Below are 15,126 nucleotides of genomic sequence, written 5' to 3' on the forward strand. Positions count from 1 at the left end.
GCCGAATGGCCGGCGACCAAACAGCCGAGGCGGCGTAGCCGGGGATAAGGGGCCGCGGCGTGGTGGGCACCGCGAAGCGGGCACGGCCCCTTATCTCCGGCGAAGCCGCCGGATCGGCGGCCCCAGGTGACTTAACTGCGAACCCTGGCCGGGTCATTGCGCCAAGTCGAGCATCAGGACGTCCCGCCGAATCCAGTTGAGGACGGCATCCAACCCTTCGTCTGTCTTCAGGTTCGTGAAGCAAAACGGCTTACTGCCGCGGAACTCCTTGGAATCCCTCTCCATGACGGCCAGGTCCGCCCCAACATGTGGCGCCAAATCGGTCTTGTTGATGATGAACAGGTCGGATTTGATCATCCCTTGGCCGGCTTTGCGGGGGATTTTTTCGCCTTGGGCTACGTCGATGATGTAGATGGAGAAGTCGACGAGTTCGGGGCTGAAGGTGGCGGAGAGGTTGTCGCCGCCTGATTCGACAAAGATGACCTGCAGATCGGGGTGCCTGGCTTTGAGTTCTTCGATGGCCGCGGTGTTCATGGAGGTGTCTTCGCGGATGGCTGTATGCGGGCAGCCGCCGGTTTCGACGCCGATGATGCGGTCTTCGGGGAGGATGCCGTTGGCCGCGAGGATTTTGGCGTCTTCGATCGTGTAGATGTCGTTGGTGATGGCGGCCATGGAGATGTCCCTGCTCATGTGCCGGGTGATGCGTTCCACCAACTGGGTTTTGCCGGCTCCGACGGGTCCGCCGACGCCGATTTTGATGGGTTCAGTCATGTTTTCTGTCCTTTGATCCAACTAGCTCATGAACATGCGGGCGCGTTGCCGTTCGTGCCGCATTTGTGAAATTTCCAGTCCGGGGCTGACGGCCCCGAAGTCGTTCCAGCACAGCCGTGCTATATCCTCGACGGCGGCAGCTACGGCGTCGTGCGCGTGGCGCAGTACCCGCTGCCCGGCGTTCTGCCCGAGCGGAATGGCGCGCACTGCGTTCTGGGTCAGGGAAGTCACTGCAGCAAACAAATAGGCAGAGAGCGCGGCCTCAAACGGAACACCCAGTGACCGTGCAATCACCCCAAAAGCCAAAGGCTGATGTCCCGCGGCCCCACCCCCACGAACCAACTCCCGGTACGCCGCCAACTCCGCCGACGGAAACACCTCCCCGCCGATCTCCAACAACCGCCCACCCATCTTGAGCGAAGCCTCCCGCACCTCCCGAGCCAACAACTGCGCAGAAAGAACAGAGTCCAACAAACCAACATCCAACCCGTCATACAAGAACCGCAGAGCCAACCCATCCGAATAGGTCAGCTGCTGCCCCACAAAAGCCCCCAACCACTCCCCAAAAGACCCCTCATCCCAAACCAACCCACGATGCACATAGCTCTCAAACCCCAAAGAATGAGCAAACGCCCCCGTAGGCAACGCAGAGTCAGTTAACTGTTGAAGAGCCAGCTGATATGTCGCACTCAAAGCGCACCGCCGGAGGTGACGTCTGCGCGCTGGAGCGGAGCTGGGAAGGGGGCCGCGGTGTGGAGGGCCACGCGGGGGGCCCACTGCCGCGAGGGCCCCGACCTGAGCTTGCGAAGGTTGGGAGCGGCTGGGGACGGGCACGGCCCCCTTCCCAGCGGAGCGCAAGCGTGCGCACCCAACCTGAAGCGGCACACAGCGTTAGTGCGAATGCTCAGCATGGCGGAAGGGCACCGGCATGACCCGCTCTTGCCTGTCGTAGGGGACGCCAACGCTCTTCAGATAATCTTCGACCGTGTGGTCATACTGACAAACCATGACTTCGGCCCCGTACTCGGAAGCGGCGTCGAAGAACTGCGCCTGCAAATGCCGGTTGCCGAGCGAATGCGCCACGATCCCCATTTCGTGGATTGTCCGCGCCCCGATAACCAGGACGTCGGTGGGCAGCACGGAGATGACGATGACGTTGCCGGGTTCGACGGCGAGGATGTCGCCGTCGCGGAGGTCGCCGGTGCCGGCGGGGAGGCGGATGCCGAGTTCTTTGCCGTGGTCGGTGGTGACGCGTTGGATGCGTTTCACCAGCAGGGAGCTCGGGAGTACGACTTTCTCTTTGTGCCGGCCCTCAAAGTCGTTGGGCTGTTCGTGGAGGTTGCCGAGGATTTTTTCGATGATCATGTGATTCCTAAGCGGCTTAGAAGAGGAAGTAGCGCTGCGCCATGGGCAGTACGTCGGAGGGCTGGGAGGTGACTTCGACGCCGTCGACGCTCACTTTGTAGGTTTCGGGGTCGACGGCGATCTCGGGCGTTTCGCCGTTGTATTTGAGGTCCGCTTTGGTGAGGTTGCGGATGCCGGAGACGGGTTTGATGATGCGTTCGAGCCCGAGTTCGGTGGGCACTCCGGCGTCGATTGCGGCTTTGGACAGGAACGTGATGGATGTCTGCTGCAAGGCCTTGCCGTACGTGGCGAACATGGGGCGCATGGTGCGGGGCTGGGGTGTGGGGATGGAGGCGTTGGCGTCGCCCATGAGGGCGTAGGCGATCTGTCCGCCTTTGATGACGAGTTCGGGTTTCACGCCGAAGAACGCGGGGTCCCAGAGCACCAGGTCCGCGAATTTGCCTTCTTCCACGGAACCGATGACATCTGCCATGCCTTGGGCGATGGCGGCGTTGATGGTGTATTTGGCCACGTAGCGTTTGAGCCGGAAGTTGTCGGATTCGGCGGATCCGTGGGTGGTGCCGGAGGGATCCTTCAACACGCCTCGTTGCCGTTTCATGGCGTCGGCTACCTGCCAGGTGCGGGTGACTACTTCGCCGACACGGCCCATGGCTTGGGAGTCGGAGGAGGTGATGGCGAAGATGCCGAGGTCGTGCAGGACGTCTTCGGCGGCGATGGTTTCGGCCCGGATGCGGGAGTCTGCGAAGGCTACGTCCTCGGGAATGTCCGGGTTGAGGTGGTGGCAGACCATGAGCATGTCCAGGTGCTCTTCGATGGTGTTGCGGGTGTACGGCAGGGTGGGGTTGGTGGAGGCCGGGAGCACGTTGGGCAGCCCGGCGATCTTGATGATGTCCGGGGCGTGCCCACCGCCTGCGCCTTCGGTGTGGAAGGTGTGGATGACGCGGCCGTCGATGGCCCGGATGGTGTCTTCCACAAAACCGCACTCGTTGAGGGTGTCGGTGTGGATGGCCACTTGGACGTCGTATTCGTCGGCCACGCGCAGGGACATGTCGATGGACGAGGCGGTGGAGCCCCAGTCTTCGTGCACCTTGAGCCCTACGGCGCCGGCGCGGATCTGCTCTGCGAGGGGCTCGACGGCGGATGCGTGGCCTTTGCCGAAGAGACCGATATTGACCGGTAGCCCTTCGGCGGCCTGCAGCATCCGGGAGATGTGCCAGGCGCCGGGCGTGACGGTAGTGGCTTTGGTTCCTTCGGCCGGACCGGTACCGCCGCCCACCATGGTGGTGATGCCGTTGCACAGGGCGGCCGGGACCTGTTCCGGGGAGATGAAGTGGATGTGGGTGTCGATGCCACCGGCTGTGAGGATTTTCCGTTCGCCGGCGATGATCTCCGTGCCGGCGCCAATCACGATGTCCACACCGTCAGTAATCTGCGGGTTGCCTGCCTTGCCGATTTTGAAAATGTACCCGTCCCTCAGGGCAACATCCGCCTTGTAAATGCCGGTGTAGTCCAGGACGATCACGTTGGTAATCACAGTGTCCGGGATGTCTTCCGAGCGGGTCAGTTGTCCATTCTGGCCCATGCCGTCGCGGATGACTTTGCCACCGCCGAACACCACCTCTTCGCCGTAAGCTGTGTAGTCCTTCTCGATTTCAAGGAACAGTTCGGTGTCCGCCAGCCGGATGGCGTCGCCGGTGGTTGGCCCGTACAGCTCGGCGTACTGTTTGCGGGGAATGTCGAAGCTCATTTGGCGTCTCCTTCGGAAGCCGGACCACCCTGGCGGGTGCCGCCGTCGAGCGTTCCGTTCACGGCGTTACTGAGCCCGAAAACTTCACGCCTCCCGGCAATCGCAATCAGTTGAACGGTCTTTCGATCGCCCGGTTCGAAGCGCGCGGCCGTGCCGGCCGGGATGTCCAGGCGACGGCCGTAAGCGGCGCCGCGGTCGAACTCGAGGGCACGGTTTGCCTCGGCGAAGTGGTAGTGCGAGCCGACTTGGACCGGACGGTCACCGCGGTTGACAACCTCGACGCCGATTGCGTCACGGCCGTCATTGCAGGTGATCGAACCGGGCTGGAGCCTGTATTCGCCGGGGATCATGGTGGCTCCTATCGGATGGGGTGGTGGACGGTGACGAGCTTGGTGCCGTCGGGGAACGTGGCTTCGATCTGGACGTCGTGGATCATCTCCGGCACGCCTTCCATCACATCTTCGCGGCGGAGGATGGTGGTTCCGTAGCTCATGAGCTCGGCCACTGTCCTGCCGTCCCGGGCACCTTCGATGAGTTCGTAGCTGATGATCGCCACAGACTCGGGATAGTTCAGCTTCAGTCCCCGTGCCTGGCGGCGCCGCGCGAGATCGGCGGCCACTACGATCATGAGTTTCTCCTGCTCGCGGGGCAGTAGATGCATGGTTACTCCTTGAACGCCGGGGACTTGGACAGATTGTGTTCAGCGTAAGGAGCGGAAGTTTCGGCTACGTTTCCAATTCGTCTCAGTCGGGGGTCGGATTTACCCGAATTGACCTCAAGTTAAGTTGAGGTCCTAGCATCAGTGGGGTGTGCGTCCATCAAGGCCGCCAGCCCTGGCCAGTCCCATGAAAGTGCGTTAATGACCTACCCCCAGCCCTTGCAGTCCGAACCAGTCGGCGATCTTTTCAGGGCCGCATTCCGCTCCCATCCGGCGGGAGTCGCCATTATTACCGCCTCGGGGCCGGATGGCGCAGTAGGCCTGACCGCGTCCTCGGTAGCGTCGGTTGCCGTGGATCCGGCCACGCTGGCATTCTCCGTAACCAGTGGCCGTTCGGCCTCGCACGTCGCCGCAGCGGAGAGAATCGTGGTGCACCTCATCGGTGCCGATCAGTTGGAGTTGGCACGCGCGTTCGCCGATCCCGCTGCCCCGCGGTTCACCCAGGACATGGACTGGGAGTTGCTTCCCACCGGCGAGCCATTGCTCAGGGAGGCTCAATGGGCGTTGCGCTGCGAAATTGTCCACCGGGCACCGCTGGGTGGTTCGGTCCTGCTGGCCGCGACAGTCCTCGACATCAGGCCCAACCTTGGCGGCTCGGCTCCACTGGTTTACCACGACCGGGAGTTCCACACCCTGCTCCGCAGCGTGCAGGCGGTTGGCTGACAGTACGGAACACGGCTGGGACGACCCTTCGATTGATCGCCGCGTGCAATCATGGTGCACGAAGCCCCGGCCGGATCCAAACCAGAGAGGCTACGGAAATGGACCCGTACCAACGCCACCAACCCCCGTACTCGCCTCAAGGGAACTATGCTCCCCAGGGTCAGCCTCCTCCCCAGCCCCACTACGGACTACCTCAGCCTGGATGGCAGGGACCTTCGCCACGGAAGAAGGGCACGCTTGGCTGGATCCTGGGCGGAATCGCACTGGCGGTGACCCTGCTCAGCGTTCTTGGAATCATGGGATGGTCCGCCCTCAGCCAAGGGATCAACGGCGGCGGAGGCACCCAGGCAGAGAAGGCCAACGAAATGATGGCCCGGGCGGACAACATACCGGAAGATGACTGGGTGGAGGTGTTCCGGAACGACCCCAAGGTCGATCCCGGATGTCTCTCCATTGACACTTCATGCCTTCGCCTGAGCGCCCGGTGGTCAGTGGATCACGAGGTCAGCCTGGACGAGGCCGCCAGCCGGTTCGGCATGGACTCCACCTCTAATGGTTCGGGTTCGGGGCCGTACACGGGCTGCGTCAGTGCCGAGTCCGGGGGATCAAGCAGGGAGTCTCTCTGCATCGAAGAGTCCTCGGGGGGATCCGGCTCTTATGAAGTCACCCTTCAAATGCAACGTGACTAGGTTCCTGCCCCTAGTTGTTCCTCCCCCGCGCCGCCACGGCCCACTGCTCCACCACGGCCCCGCCGCGGACCACAGTCACCTGGTCCACCAGGTTCATGGTGAGGCACACGTGGTTGGGGATCACGAGCAGCCTGGTACCCAGTGGCGGCAACTCCGAGGAGTCCGGCCAAACCACAGTGGCATGATGCTCTGACAAGGCAGTGACCTTGGCTTCGGGGTATTCCGGCAGCCGCGCAAACCCTGTGGCCCAATCCGGCCGGTCGCTGCCCAGGATCTTGCTGCCGGAATCCAGGACAACCCGGCGGACGTTCCCACCTGCAGCTTCGTGCCTGCTGACCACGGTGGCCGCAACCGTCAGCGCGATCTCGTCCCACGAGCACCGTTCGAGTTCCAGTTGCTGGGCGTCGCCGAACACGTAGACGCCCGGGCGCAGTTCGGTTGCTGCCGATTCCCCGGAGATCAGGGCCGTGGGCGTGGATCCGCCGCTGATGGTGGTGACCTCGAAGCCCGCCCCGGTCAACGCCGTCGCAGCCAGCCCCAAAGCATCGTTCTCGTTGCCGGCCGCGCCGGTGGGCATCCCAGGCCTGTAGCTGTGGCCGGGGAACGTAAAGACCCCGGATACGGTCAGCCCCGCGGCGGCCGCAGCATTGGCCACCTCCACCACTTCAGAGGGCAAAACGCCGCTGCGGTGATGACCGCTGTCCACTTCGATCAGCACCTCAATGCTGCCGGCATCCGCGCCAAGTTGGCGGCCCATCGTCGTCGCACTTTCAGCCGAATCCACACCGACTGCCAGGCGGCACGCCGTTGCCAGGGCGCGGAGCCGGTCAGCATGCGGGGCCTCCACCCAGAGCGGATAGGCGATGAAAATATCCTTGACGCCGTCCGCGGCGAAGACCTCGGCCTCGCCGATTGTGGCCACGGTGATCCCCACGGCACCGGCCGCCAACTGTTTCCGCGCGATCTCCAAGGTCTTGTGCGTTTTCACATGCGGCCGGAGCTTCAGTCCCCTGCCGAGCATGCTGGCCGCCATGCGTTCGATGTTCCGGTCCAGGACATCGACGTCAATCAGGACAGCAGGGGTCACAACTTCAGCGGGAATCACGTTCATTCCTCAAACACTAACGGCCCCGGGCACCGGCAGCGGCGGTCAGGGCGCCGACTGCCTGATCCGCAGCTCGAAGGCCGCCTGCGGCTGCTGCACGTGAAGCGGGGCGTCCTTGTTCTCGATGCGGTTAATAAGGAGTTCGACGGCGCGCTCCGCAATTTCCGCACGCCCCGGCGCCACCGTGGTCAGTGACGGCGAGGCAAACTTCGCCTCGTCAATGTCATCAAAACCAGCAACGGCGATCTCCTCCGGGACCTTCCTGCCACGGACCAAAAGCTCGTGAAGCGCACCCAGGGCGAGGGCGTCGTTGAGGCCGAAAACGGCGTCGAATTCCACGCCGCTGTCCAGTAACCTCGCGGTCCCCTCAGCACCGCCGTCGCGCCGCCAGTCGCAATCAATCACCAAAGCGGGATCGTAGGCAACGCCGGCGTCAGCGAGCGCAGCCTTGTACCCCTCAAGGCGGAGGCCGTTGCTGCCTGTCGTGTCGCCGTCGTGTGCGCCCAAAACGGCTATACGACGGCGGCCGCCCGCCAGCAGGTGCGCGGTGACCGCTGCCGCCGCCCGGTGGTTTTGGATGAGGACCATATTCAGCCGGGGATCCTGCACGTATTCACCGAGCAGAACCAGGGGCTTCTTGCCGGCGGCCTCCATGATCTGTTCCGCATCCAAGGCCAGGGGGATGAAAAGGAGGCCATCGGTGAGGGTCCGGAACTGGCCTTGCAGCGCTGCTTTCTCGTGCCCGGGACCATTCCCGGACTGCTCCACCAGAACACGGTAGCCCCGCGCCCATGCCGCTTTCATGATGTCCGATGCCAACTCCGCGTAATACGGAATGGAGAGGTCGGCCAACACCAAGCCGATCATGCTGGTCTTGCCTGAGCGGAGGCTGCGGGCTGTCAGGTTGGCCTCGTAGCCCAGCTCATCGATGGCATCCAGGACGCGCTGTTTGGTGGCGGGCCGGATGAACTCGTAGTTGTTGATCACGTTGGAAACCGTCTTCAAAGAGACCCCGGCAACGCGCGCGACGTCGTTCATGGTGACGGCCATCAAGGTGCTCCTTTTGTCCTGTTGGCATACATCGTTGCAGACGGGGGCAGTGCGGGCTTAGTCCATGACAGCGGCGACTGCCTCGATCTCCACCAGTTGATGGTCGTAGCCAAGGACAGTGACGCCCATGAGGGTGCTCGGGACGTCATGCTCACCGAACGCCGCGCGGACCACCTCCCATGCCGCCACCAGGTCGGACTGCTTGGAAGAGGCAACCAGGACGCGGGTGGAGATGACGTCCGCGATTCCTGCTCCGGCTGCTTCCAAGGCCAGGCGCATGTTCTCCACCGCCTTCCTGGCTTGGGCTTGATAGTCACCAATACCTGCAGTGGTCCCGTCCTCATTCAGCGGGCAGGACCCCGCCAGGAAGATCAGCCTCGCACCGGCTGGGGCGGTCGCGGCATAGGCATACTCTGCAGCAGAGCTGAGCAGGTTGGAACGAATGAGCGTCACGGCACTGGTCATGGGCATCCTTTGTTTGTAGCGTCAGTACATCCCATCACGGGTCCTCGCCCTGTCATGTTTCAGGGCAACGGCGTAGTGTCGGGAGTAGGAGATTTCGGGTGAAGCACAAGGTCCGGAGTTGAATATCCGGGCCGTGCGCGAACACGAGCGCACTGCCGCCAGCCGGACTCACACGCCCGGCATACCCGGGAATGAGGCCTTTATGGCCCTGAACGATGCAGTACCAACAGCTGAGCAGTTGCAGGACCTGCTGTTGGAGAGCCCCGGCTTCACGGAATTCCTCCTCGGCCTCACCACGATTTCGGCATCGCTGTTGGGCGGAGAAGCGCCAATGCTCTGCGCCATCACAGTGGAGCGCGACGGCGGCCCCTCCACAGTGGCCAGCAGCAGTGACGCTGCCCGGCGCCTCGATGAAAAGCAATACGAGTTCGACGACGGCCCATGCCTCACAGCGCTCCGGCAGCAACGCACAGTCCTCATCCCTGACCTTCAGACCGATCACCAGTGGCGGCACTATGCCGCCGCTATCGCCGACGAGGGCATCCGGAGCGTGCTGGCTGTCCCCATCACTACGGACAACGGCTCAAGGGCTGCCCTGAACTGTTATTCCACGGCACTGGGGACGTTCACCCCGGACACGGTGGAATTGGTAAAACAGCACGCGGACTCCCTTTCGCGGATTCTGCGGCTGGCACTGCGGCTGCACGCGGAGGAACCGTACCCCGGGCATTTGCGTTCAGCCTTGAAGTCACGGGCGATTGTGGACGCCGCTATTTCGCTGATCATGGTGCAAAACCATTGCAACCGCGAATCGGCGCTGCGACTCATCCAGCTGGCGTCGCGCAACAGCAATAAACGGCTGCATGAGATAGCCGGCGACATCCTGGATAGGGCCGGACACAGAGATCAGGGGGGCAGGTAGTGTCGATGAATGCAGGTCTTTTTTGGATGTGGAAAGAGCATGGAGAACTTGATCAACCTCTGCAGGCTGCACGGCAGTAGTAAGGAATAACCATGACTGAGACCCAGCCATCGGAGCAGATCCCCACCGCTGGCCCATTGGAGGACCACGTCGATCTGACGGACTTCCTGGTGCACTTGCAGGACCTCCTTGCGAATAATGCGGACATCCGCGAATTCCTTCAGGATCTGGCCGAGCTGGCTGCCCGCGAACTGACTAAACCCGGGAACACGATTGCTTGCGGGGTGACTGTCATCCGGCAAAAGAAACCTGTTGCCGTGGCAGACAGTGACCCCATGGCCCGCAAGCTTGACGATATCCAGAACAGCTTCGGGGACGGACCATGCCTTACGGCGCTTCGGACGCGAACCATCACCCACGTCCCTGATGTCCGGAATGAGGATAGATGGCGGGACTACATGGAAGCCGCTGCCTGCACCGATGTGGGCTCCATTCTGGCTTTGCCCATGGAGTTGAACAGCACCGCAGAGGCGGTGGTCAACCTCTATTCGACCCGCAGCCATGGTTTCTCCCATGACGACATGGTTGCGGCTGAGCGGGTGACAGCCACCGGGGCGAAAGCACTGTATTTGGCACTGAAGATCGCCCAACTCAGGGATGCGCGGGAGAATCTCGCGGCTGCCCTGGATTCACGCACGGCGATCGATACCGCCGTCGGAATTATCATGGCCCAGAACCGTTGCAGCAGGGACGCTGCCTTCCAAATTCTGGTCAACGCTTCAAGCCACCGCAACATCAAACTGCGCGTTGTAGCGGAAAACGTCATTGCCCATGTGGCCGGGGATCGAAACATCTCGGCCGCCTTTGAGGAGTAGCAATGGGGATGACGGGTTGAGGCATGAAGCAGGAAGGGCATTAGGCTTGAAATGCAACGTAGGAGTGCAGTGATTCACAGGATGTCCGTGTCGGCCAGCCGACATGAAGAGCCGGGGAGAAGACCATGACGAAGAAGCATCTTCCTCTTGACGAACTCTCGGGTGCCATCGGCAGGATATTGGGCCTGCTCCTCACCGAGGAAAAGGTGGACCAGGCCGTCCAGAGCCTGTCACAGGCCATCAAGGAATCCGTGCCGGGGTCAATCGGGGCCGGCGTTTCCATCCTGGATTCCCAGGGCCGCAGGACCAGTACCGGTTTTACGGACAGCATTGTGGAGCAAGTGGACCACCTGCAATATGACCTGGGCCAAGGTCCTTGCCTGACTGCGTGGGCCTCCGAGGAATCCGTACTCCTCACCGATGTCCGCACAGATACCCGCTGGCCGGAGTGGAGTGACGCCGTCAGCGCCCTGCCCATCCGATCGGTGGTCAGTGCGCCGCTCATGGCCAATGGTCACAGCATCGGCGCCATCAAAGTCTACGCATCCGAGACTGATGTTTTCGATGCTTCTTCCACGTACCTCATGGAGCTTTTTGCTTCCCCAGCCGCCACGCTTCTCTCCCATATCCAGAGCGCCGAGACACCCCGACGCATCTCCGAAGGGCTTCAGGCCGCACTTTACAGCCGGGACGTAGTCAACCGTGCCTGCGGAATCCTCATGGAACGCCACAAAACTACCCACGAGCGGGCCCTCCAACAACTCATCCTGCAATCGCGCGACAAGAACCAAAGCCTGCAGGAAGTCAGTGCGGAACTCGTAGCCGGGATACCGGCAAACGGGAACTAAGGCCGCAGGACATGGGCTTCGACAACAACGAACCCGAGCAACGCCGCAGACTCCATGCGGCACTCTCGGGCGCGGGTGTCACCACAGGCACTTTATGGCTGCAGTACTTCAGCATCGGTGGATCGGTGGGTGAGTACGAGGTTGAGGCGTACCTGCAAGGCATGCTTTCCCTCCCCGAATTGGAACGCGACCTCCTGGCCATGGCCGCCAACGAGCTTTCCAACAGCGGACCCGGACCGCACGCGCCATACGCTGACGAGCTTCCTTTGGACGAAACGCCTCGTCCCGCGGAAGGCGAATTGCCCGACGACGGCAGCGGCCCCCGGTAGGCGTCACACACCGCTCATCCCCGTGCAACGAGCCTGCAACAAACATGGGCAAAGCTGTAGTCAACCAGCGCACAGCTGACGGCAACCAGACAGCGAAGCGAGCCGAGGGGAGCAGACATGAGCATTGCAAACAGGGATCTATTTCAGGCACTGAAGACCCAAGCCAGCCTGGCGCAGGCATTTGGCACCATGCCTGGAAGCAAGGAAGAACCGCATCCACTAAGTCCGGGTGATTACATCGAGGCCTGGCACAACGGCCGCCTCTACCACCGCGGCAGCGTGGTGAAAACCGTTGCCGGCACGGACCTTTTCTGGCTCACGGACGATACCGGAAGCCGCCGGCTCCTGGACATGGAGTCCATGGAAATCGTGACCGTCGACCAGCCGGCCCCGGCGCCCGCACCGCAGGCACCGGAACCAACCCTGTCCGCAACAGTCACACCGATCTCCGCGTACCCCATGTTCCACGACGGCACGCAGCAGATCGCGTAGCGCTTCGGAAGGACTACGACTCCAGTGACAACCGGATCATGGTCCAGCTCACGGCCGGAAGACCAGCGGTGAGGCGACCGCCGTCGAGCTTTACACTGACGTTCTCAGTGGGCAGGACCGACGTCGAATCGTCGGCAGTGGCCTGCCAGTACGGATCCTTGTTGGTGTAAGTGACGGCCTCAATGACCTTGCCGGCGTTGAGGCTCCCGACGGCGGCATCCAACGTCAGGGCATCCGTTGCCGAGCGGTTCACGGCGAAAACCACGGCCTCCTTGGCTTCTGCGTCGTAGGTCGCGACGGCAGACAAGGCTGTGAAACCTGCCGTCTTTTCGGTCTCCAGCAGCGGGGATTCGACGGCGAGGTTCAGCACCGTACCGGAGGCATTTTGCGAGGTGAGCGCGAACGGGTGGAACGTTGTCTGCTTCCAGGCGCGGCCGCCCGGCTCGGTCATGATGGGGGCAATCACGTTGACCAATTGTGCGAGGCTCGCGGAGTGGACACGGTCCGTATTGCGCAGCAACGTGATGAGGAGATCCCCCACCACCACGGCGTCGGCAACGGTGTAGCGGTCCTCCAGCAGCACCGGCGCCACGGGCCAATCATCCCCTGTGGGCGCCTTGGATTCGTCGCGGGACATGTGCCAGACGTTCCACTCATCGAAGGAAATATTAATCTGCTTCCCAGACTTTTTGGCCGACTTCACGTGGTCGATGTGGGAGACCAAGTCCTTGATGAACGCCTCCATCCGGTGCCCGGCTGACAGGTGCTCCTGCAGGTCACCGAAATCCTCAAAGTACTGATGCGCCGAGATCAGGTCCACCAATTCGTATGTCTCATTGAGGACCACGCGCTCCCATTCGCCGAACGTGGGCATGGTGGGTCCGGAACTTCCACAGGCCACCAGTTCCAGGTCCGGGTTGACCATGCGCATCGCCCGCGCCGTTTCGGCGGCAACCCGCGCGTACTCGTCCGCCTTCTTGTGGCCGATCTGCCAGAAGCCGTCCATCTCGTTCCCGAGGCACCACATGGTGATGTTGTGAGGCTCGACGGCGCCATTCGCCTTGCGCTGTTCGGAAAGGGCCGTTCCACCCTTGATGGTGGAGTACTCCAGCAGGTCCAGAGCTTCCTGGGTTCCCCTGGTGCCCAGGTTCACGGCCATCATGGGTTCAACCCCGGCCTTCTCCGACCACTTGGCGAACTCGTCCACGCCCACCAGGTTGGGATCGCTGGAGTGCCAGGCGAGGTCGAGCCTTGTTGGGCGGTCCTCCTTGGGTCCCACTCCGTCTTCCCAGCGGTAGCCGGACACGAAGTTTCCGCCGGGGTACCTGACCGTGGAGACGCCGAGTTCCTTGGTGAGGTCGAGGACGTCGGTGCGGAAGCCGTCGTCGTCCGCTTTCGGGTGCTCAGGCTCGAAAATGCCCGTATAGACGCAGCGTCCGAGGTGCTCAACGAAGGCGCCGAAGGTCTTCCTCCTGACGGGGCCCACAACGAAAGTGGGGTCGATGGTGATTTTGGCCGTGGGGTTGTCTTGGTTTCCCAAAGGGTGGGTCCTTGTCTGCTGCGTGGGCTGCATTGCTTATTTACAACGTTATAGAAACCATGCTGACGTGGCCTTGGTGTGGGAGTCAAGAGATTTCTTGGCGGGACGCTTCCTTCCCACCGTTGTTCGCCGGGCACGCGGTGGTGCGGCAGTGATTCGAACACGTTGGAGTGCCGGCTGCCTCTAGGCTGGGACGCATGTCCCTAAGAGCAGTGAGAGCCGCCTATTCTGCGCGTTCCGCCGAGTACACCTCGTTGTTCGGATCCATCAGCAGTACGCATCCAGCCGACAGGGACCTCGTGCTGTCATGGGCCCAGGGATTGTCCGGGGAAGTCATCGATGCCGGCTGCGGGCCTGGGCAATGGACAGCCTTCCTGCACTCCACCGGGGTGGACGTCCAAGGCGTGGACCTGGTACCGGAGTTCATCGAGACGGCCAAGCGATTCTGTCCGGAGGCTCGGTTCTCTGTCGGGTCACTTCAACGGCTGCCTGCGCCGGATCACTCATTGGCGGGAATCCTCGCCTGGTACTCCCTGATTCACACTCCCCCTGCTGGGATCAGCCGGGTTTTGAACGAGTTTGCCCGCTGCCTCGCTCCCGGCGGGAGCCTCCTGCTCGGCTTCTTCGATGGCCCGGCGGGTGAACAGTTCCCGCATGCAGTGACGTCCGCCTATTTCTGGTCTGTGGAGGAGATGTCGGGACTGTTGCAGGAAGCCGGTTTCAGCATTGTCAGCAGGCACTCCCGCGTCGACCCTGGAGTGCGTCCCCACGCGGCTATCGTCGCGAAGCGGCTGCTCACTCCCGGTCGCGTTGGCTGAACCCACCCCCACTTTAATTGCTAGGGACCGGCCCAGAGTCAACAAGGGGCCGGGGCTCGTCAGCTCTACTTGGTACTCGGGGAGGGACTGGCACTCGCTTCCTGCCCGTCCAATTCCTTGTAGATTTCATGCTGATTCCCAGCGACGCAGGCGCTGTTCATCTCTAAGCTGAAGCCTTTAGTGGTAGCGGTGAAGGATACGAGATGTCCGCCGTTCTTATTGGCATAGAGACGGATGTTTCCTGGGTCCTTTGGATTTGATTCGACGCAGGTGGTGAAGCCTTTGGATTCCCAAAACGTCTTGACAACGTTGACCGACGATTCCATGTCGAGGGTTTCAAGGGTCTGACTCATGACGCTGTAGTTCACGCCCTCTTCTCCCTTAGGGGTGCTGCAGTCCATGTTTCGGAGGCTTTTATCCGCCCATTTCTGGGGTCCGATGGCTTGTTGGGTTTCGCTTTTGAAGGCGTGGAGATCCGCGAGGGCTTGTTTGAGCTCTTCTACCTGGGCTTTGACGGTTGCGGGGTCGCTGGGGTTGCTTGAGCCGGTCATGGGGATCTCCGTAGTGGCCGGCGTGCAGGCGCTGAGTGCAATACCGGCACAAAACAAGGCGGCAAGAATACCGCGGGCCTTTAGTCGGGCCCGGGATTCATAGGACATACGGTTCACTCTTCCTGAAATCGTTCCAGACTCACGCGCCAGCATGAGGCAGGACAGGACACCCCAGAAG

Annotated in this window: 19 protein-coding genes; 8 read left to right on the forward strand and 11 right to left on the reverse strand. The window is 62.1% G+C overall.

All coding sequences use genetic code 11. The features are described 5' to 3' along the window. Positions 1–153: 153 nt before the first annotated feature. From ureG to AC6JA3_RS20590, 6 genes are all read right to left on the reverse strand, one after another. Entirely contained in the window at positions 154–771 is a 618-nt protein-coding gene (gene ureG / locus AC6JA3_RS20565; protein ID WP_347782154.1) for an urease accessory protein UreG, read from the reverse strand. A 21-nt stretch (positions 772–792) separates the two neighbouring features. Further along, positions 793–1,464, reverse strand: coding sequence for an urease accessory protein UreF (locus AC6JA3_RS20570; protein WP_347782155.1), 672 nt, complete (start codon positions 1,462–1,464; stop codon positions 793–795). A gap of 198 nt (positions 1,465–1,662) precedes the next feature. Continuing rightward, the gene (gene ureE / locus AC6JA3_RS20575; RefSeq protein WP_026541699.1) at positions 1,663–2,136 is read right to left on the reverse strand and encodes an urease accessory protein UreE; all 474 of its coding nucleotides are present in this window, start codon (positions 2,134–2,136) and stop codon (positions 1,663–1,665) included. A gap of 16 nt (positions 2,137–2,152) precedes the next feature. Then, positions 2,153–3,883, reverse strand: a complete 1,731-nt coding sequence (gene ureC / locus AC6JA3_RS20580; protein WP_347782156.1) for an urease subunit alpha — start codon at positions 3,881–3,883, stop codon at positions 2,153–2,155. After that, positions 3,880–4,233: an urease subunit beta gene (locus AC6JA3_RS20585; RefSeq protein WP_223944371.1), complete on the reverse strand. Its 354-nt coding sequence runs from the start codon at positions 4,231–4,233 to the stop codon at positions 3,880–3,882. Before AC6JA3_RS20585 ends, ureC begins: the two co-directional genes overlap by 4 nt. A gap of 8 nt (positions 4,234–4,241) precedes the next feature. After that, on the reverse strand, positions 4,242–4,544 hold the full coding sequence (locus AC6JA3_RS20590; protein WP_026541696.1) for an urease subunit gamma: 303 nt from the start codon (positions 4,542–4,544) through the stop codon (positions 4,242–4,244). A gap of 198 nt (positions 4,545–4,742) precedes the next feature. Between AC6JA3_RS20590 and AC6JA3_RS20595 the strand changes: the two genes are divergently transcribed. After that, positions 4,743–5,264: a flavin reductase family protein gene (locus AC6JA3_RS20595; protein ID WP_347782157.1), complete on the forward strand. Its 522-nt coding sequence runs from the start codon at positions 4,743–4,745 to the stop codon at positions 5,262–5,264. A gap of 98 nt (positions 5,265–5,362) precedes the next feature. Next, positions 5,363–5,953: a hypothetical protein gene (locus AC6JA3_RS20600; RefSeq protein WP_497920561.1), complete on the forward strand. Its 591-nt coding sequence runs from the start codon at positions 5,363–5,365 to the stop codon at positions 5,951–5,953. A 10-nt stretch (positions 5,954–5,963) separates the two neighbouring features. On the opposite strand, the gene AC6JA3_RS20605 is transcribed toward AC6JA3_RS20600, so the two are convergent. The 3 genes from AC6JA3_RS20605 to AC6JA3_RS20615 are packed head-to-tail and all read right to left on the reverse strand — an operon-like array spanning position 5,964 to position 8,573. Next, a complete protein-coding gene (locus tag AC6JA3_RS20605) occupies positions 5,964–7,064 on the reverse strand; it encodes a D-TA family PLP-dependent enzyme (RefSeq protein WP_347782159.1) in 1,101 nt (366 codons plus the stop codon). Positions 7,065–7,103: 39 nt separating this feature from the next. Continuing rightward, on the reverse strand, positions 7,104–8,108 hold the full coding sequence (locus tag AC6JA3_RS20610; RefSeq protein ID WP_026541693.1) for a LacI family DNA-binding transcriptional regulator: 1,005 nt from the start codon (positions 8,106–8,108) through the stop codon (positions 7,104–7,106). Positions 8,109–8,165: 57 nt separating this feature from the next. Continuing rightward, a complete protein-coding gene (locus AC6JA3_RS20615) occupies positions 8,166–8,573 on the reverse strand; it encodes a RidA family protein (protein WP_026547995.1) in 408 nt (135 codons plus the stop codon). A gap of 202 nt (positions 8,574–8,775) precedes the next feature. On the opposite strand from AC6JA3_RS20615, the gene AC6JA3_RS20620 reads away from it, so the two are divergent. The 5 genes from AC6JA3_RS20620 to AC6JA3_RS20640 all read left to right on the forward strand — a co-directional run bounded on the left by AC6JA3_RS20620 (position 8,776) and on the right by AC6JA3_RS20640 (position 12,039). Next, on the forward strand, positions 8,776–9,495 hold the full coding sequence (locus AC6JA3_RS20620) for a GAF and ANTAR domain-containing protein (protein WP_347782161.1): 720 nt from the start codon (positions 8,776–8,778) through the stop codon (positions 9,493–9,495). A gap of 92 nt (positions 9,496–9,587) precedes the next feature. Further along, the gene (locus AC6JA3_RS20625; RefSeq protein ID WP_347782162.1) at positions 9,588–10,370 is read left to right on the forward strand and encodes an ANTAR domain-containing protein; all 783 of its coding nucleotides are present in this window, start codon (positions 9,588–9,590) and stop codon (positions 10,368–10,370) included. Positions 10,371–10,495: 125 nt separating this feature from the next. Next, complete coding sequence (locus AC6JA3_RS20630) at positions 10,496–11,218, forward strand: GAF and ANTAR domain-containing protein (protein ID WP_026547993.1); 723 nt, start codon at positions 10,496–10,498, stop codon at positions 11,216–11,218. An 11-nt stretch (positions 11,219–11,229) separates the two neighbouring features. Continuing rightward, positions 11,230–11,547: a hypothetical protein gene (locus AC6JA3_RS20635; protein WP_347782163.1), complete on the forward strand. Its 318-nt coding sequence runs from the start codon at positions 11,230–11,232 to the stop codon at positions 11,545–11,547. A 117-nt stretch (positions 11,548–11,664) separates the two neighbouring features. After that, positions 11,665–12,039, forward strand: coding sequence for a hypothetical protein (locus AC6JA3_RS20640; RefSeq protein WP_026547992.1), 375 nt, complete (start codon positions 11,665–11,667; stop codon positions 12,037–12,039). 13 nt (positions 12,040–12,052) lie between these two features. Here the strand turns inward: AC6JA3_RS20640 and arfA are convergent, their stop codons facing one another. Continuing rightward, a complete protein-coding gene (gene arfA / locus AC6JA3_RS20645) occupies positions 12,053–13,579 on the reverse strand; it encodes an arabinosylfuranosidase ArfA (protein WP_347782164.1) in 1,527 nt (508 codons plus the stop codon). A gap of 197 nt (positions 13,580–13,776) precedes the next feature. Between arfA and AC6JA3_RS20650 the strand changes: the two genes are divergently transcribed. Next, positions 13,777–14,397 carry a class I SAM-dependent methyltransferase gene (locus AC6JA3_RS20650; RefSeq protein ID WP_347782166.1) on the forward strand — a complete coding sequence of 207 codons (621 nt, stop codon included), beginning with the start codon at positions 13,777–13,779 and terminating at the stop codon, positions 14,395–14,397. A gap of 65 nt (positions 14,398–14,462) precedes the next feature. Here AC6JA3_RS20650 and AC6JA3_RS20655 read toward each other — a convergent pair whose 3' ends face one another. Continuing rightward, positions 14,463–15,056, reverse strand: coding sequence for a hypothetical protein (locus AC6JA3_RS20655; RefSeq protein ID WP_347782168.1), 594 nt, complete (start codon positions 15,054–15,056; stop codon positions 14,463–14,465). Between the last annotated feature and the right edge of the window lie 70 nt (positions 15,057–15,126).

This window comes from Arthrobacter sp. TmtSoilC79 (assembly GCF_059739405.1).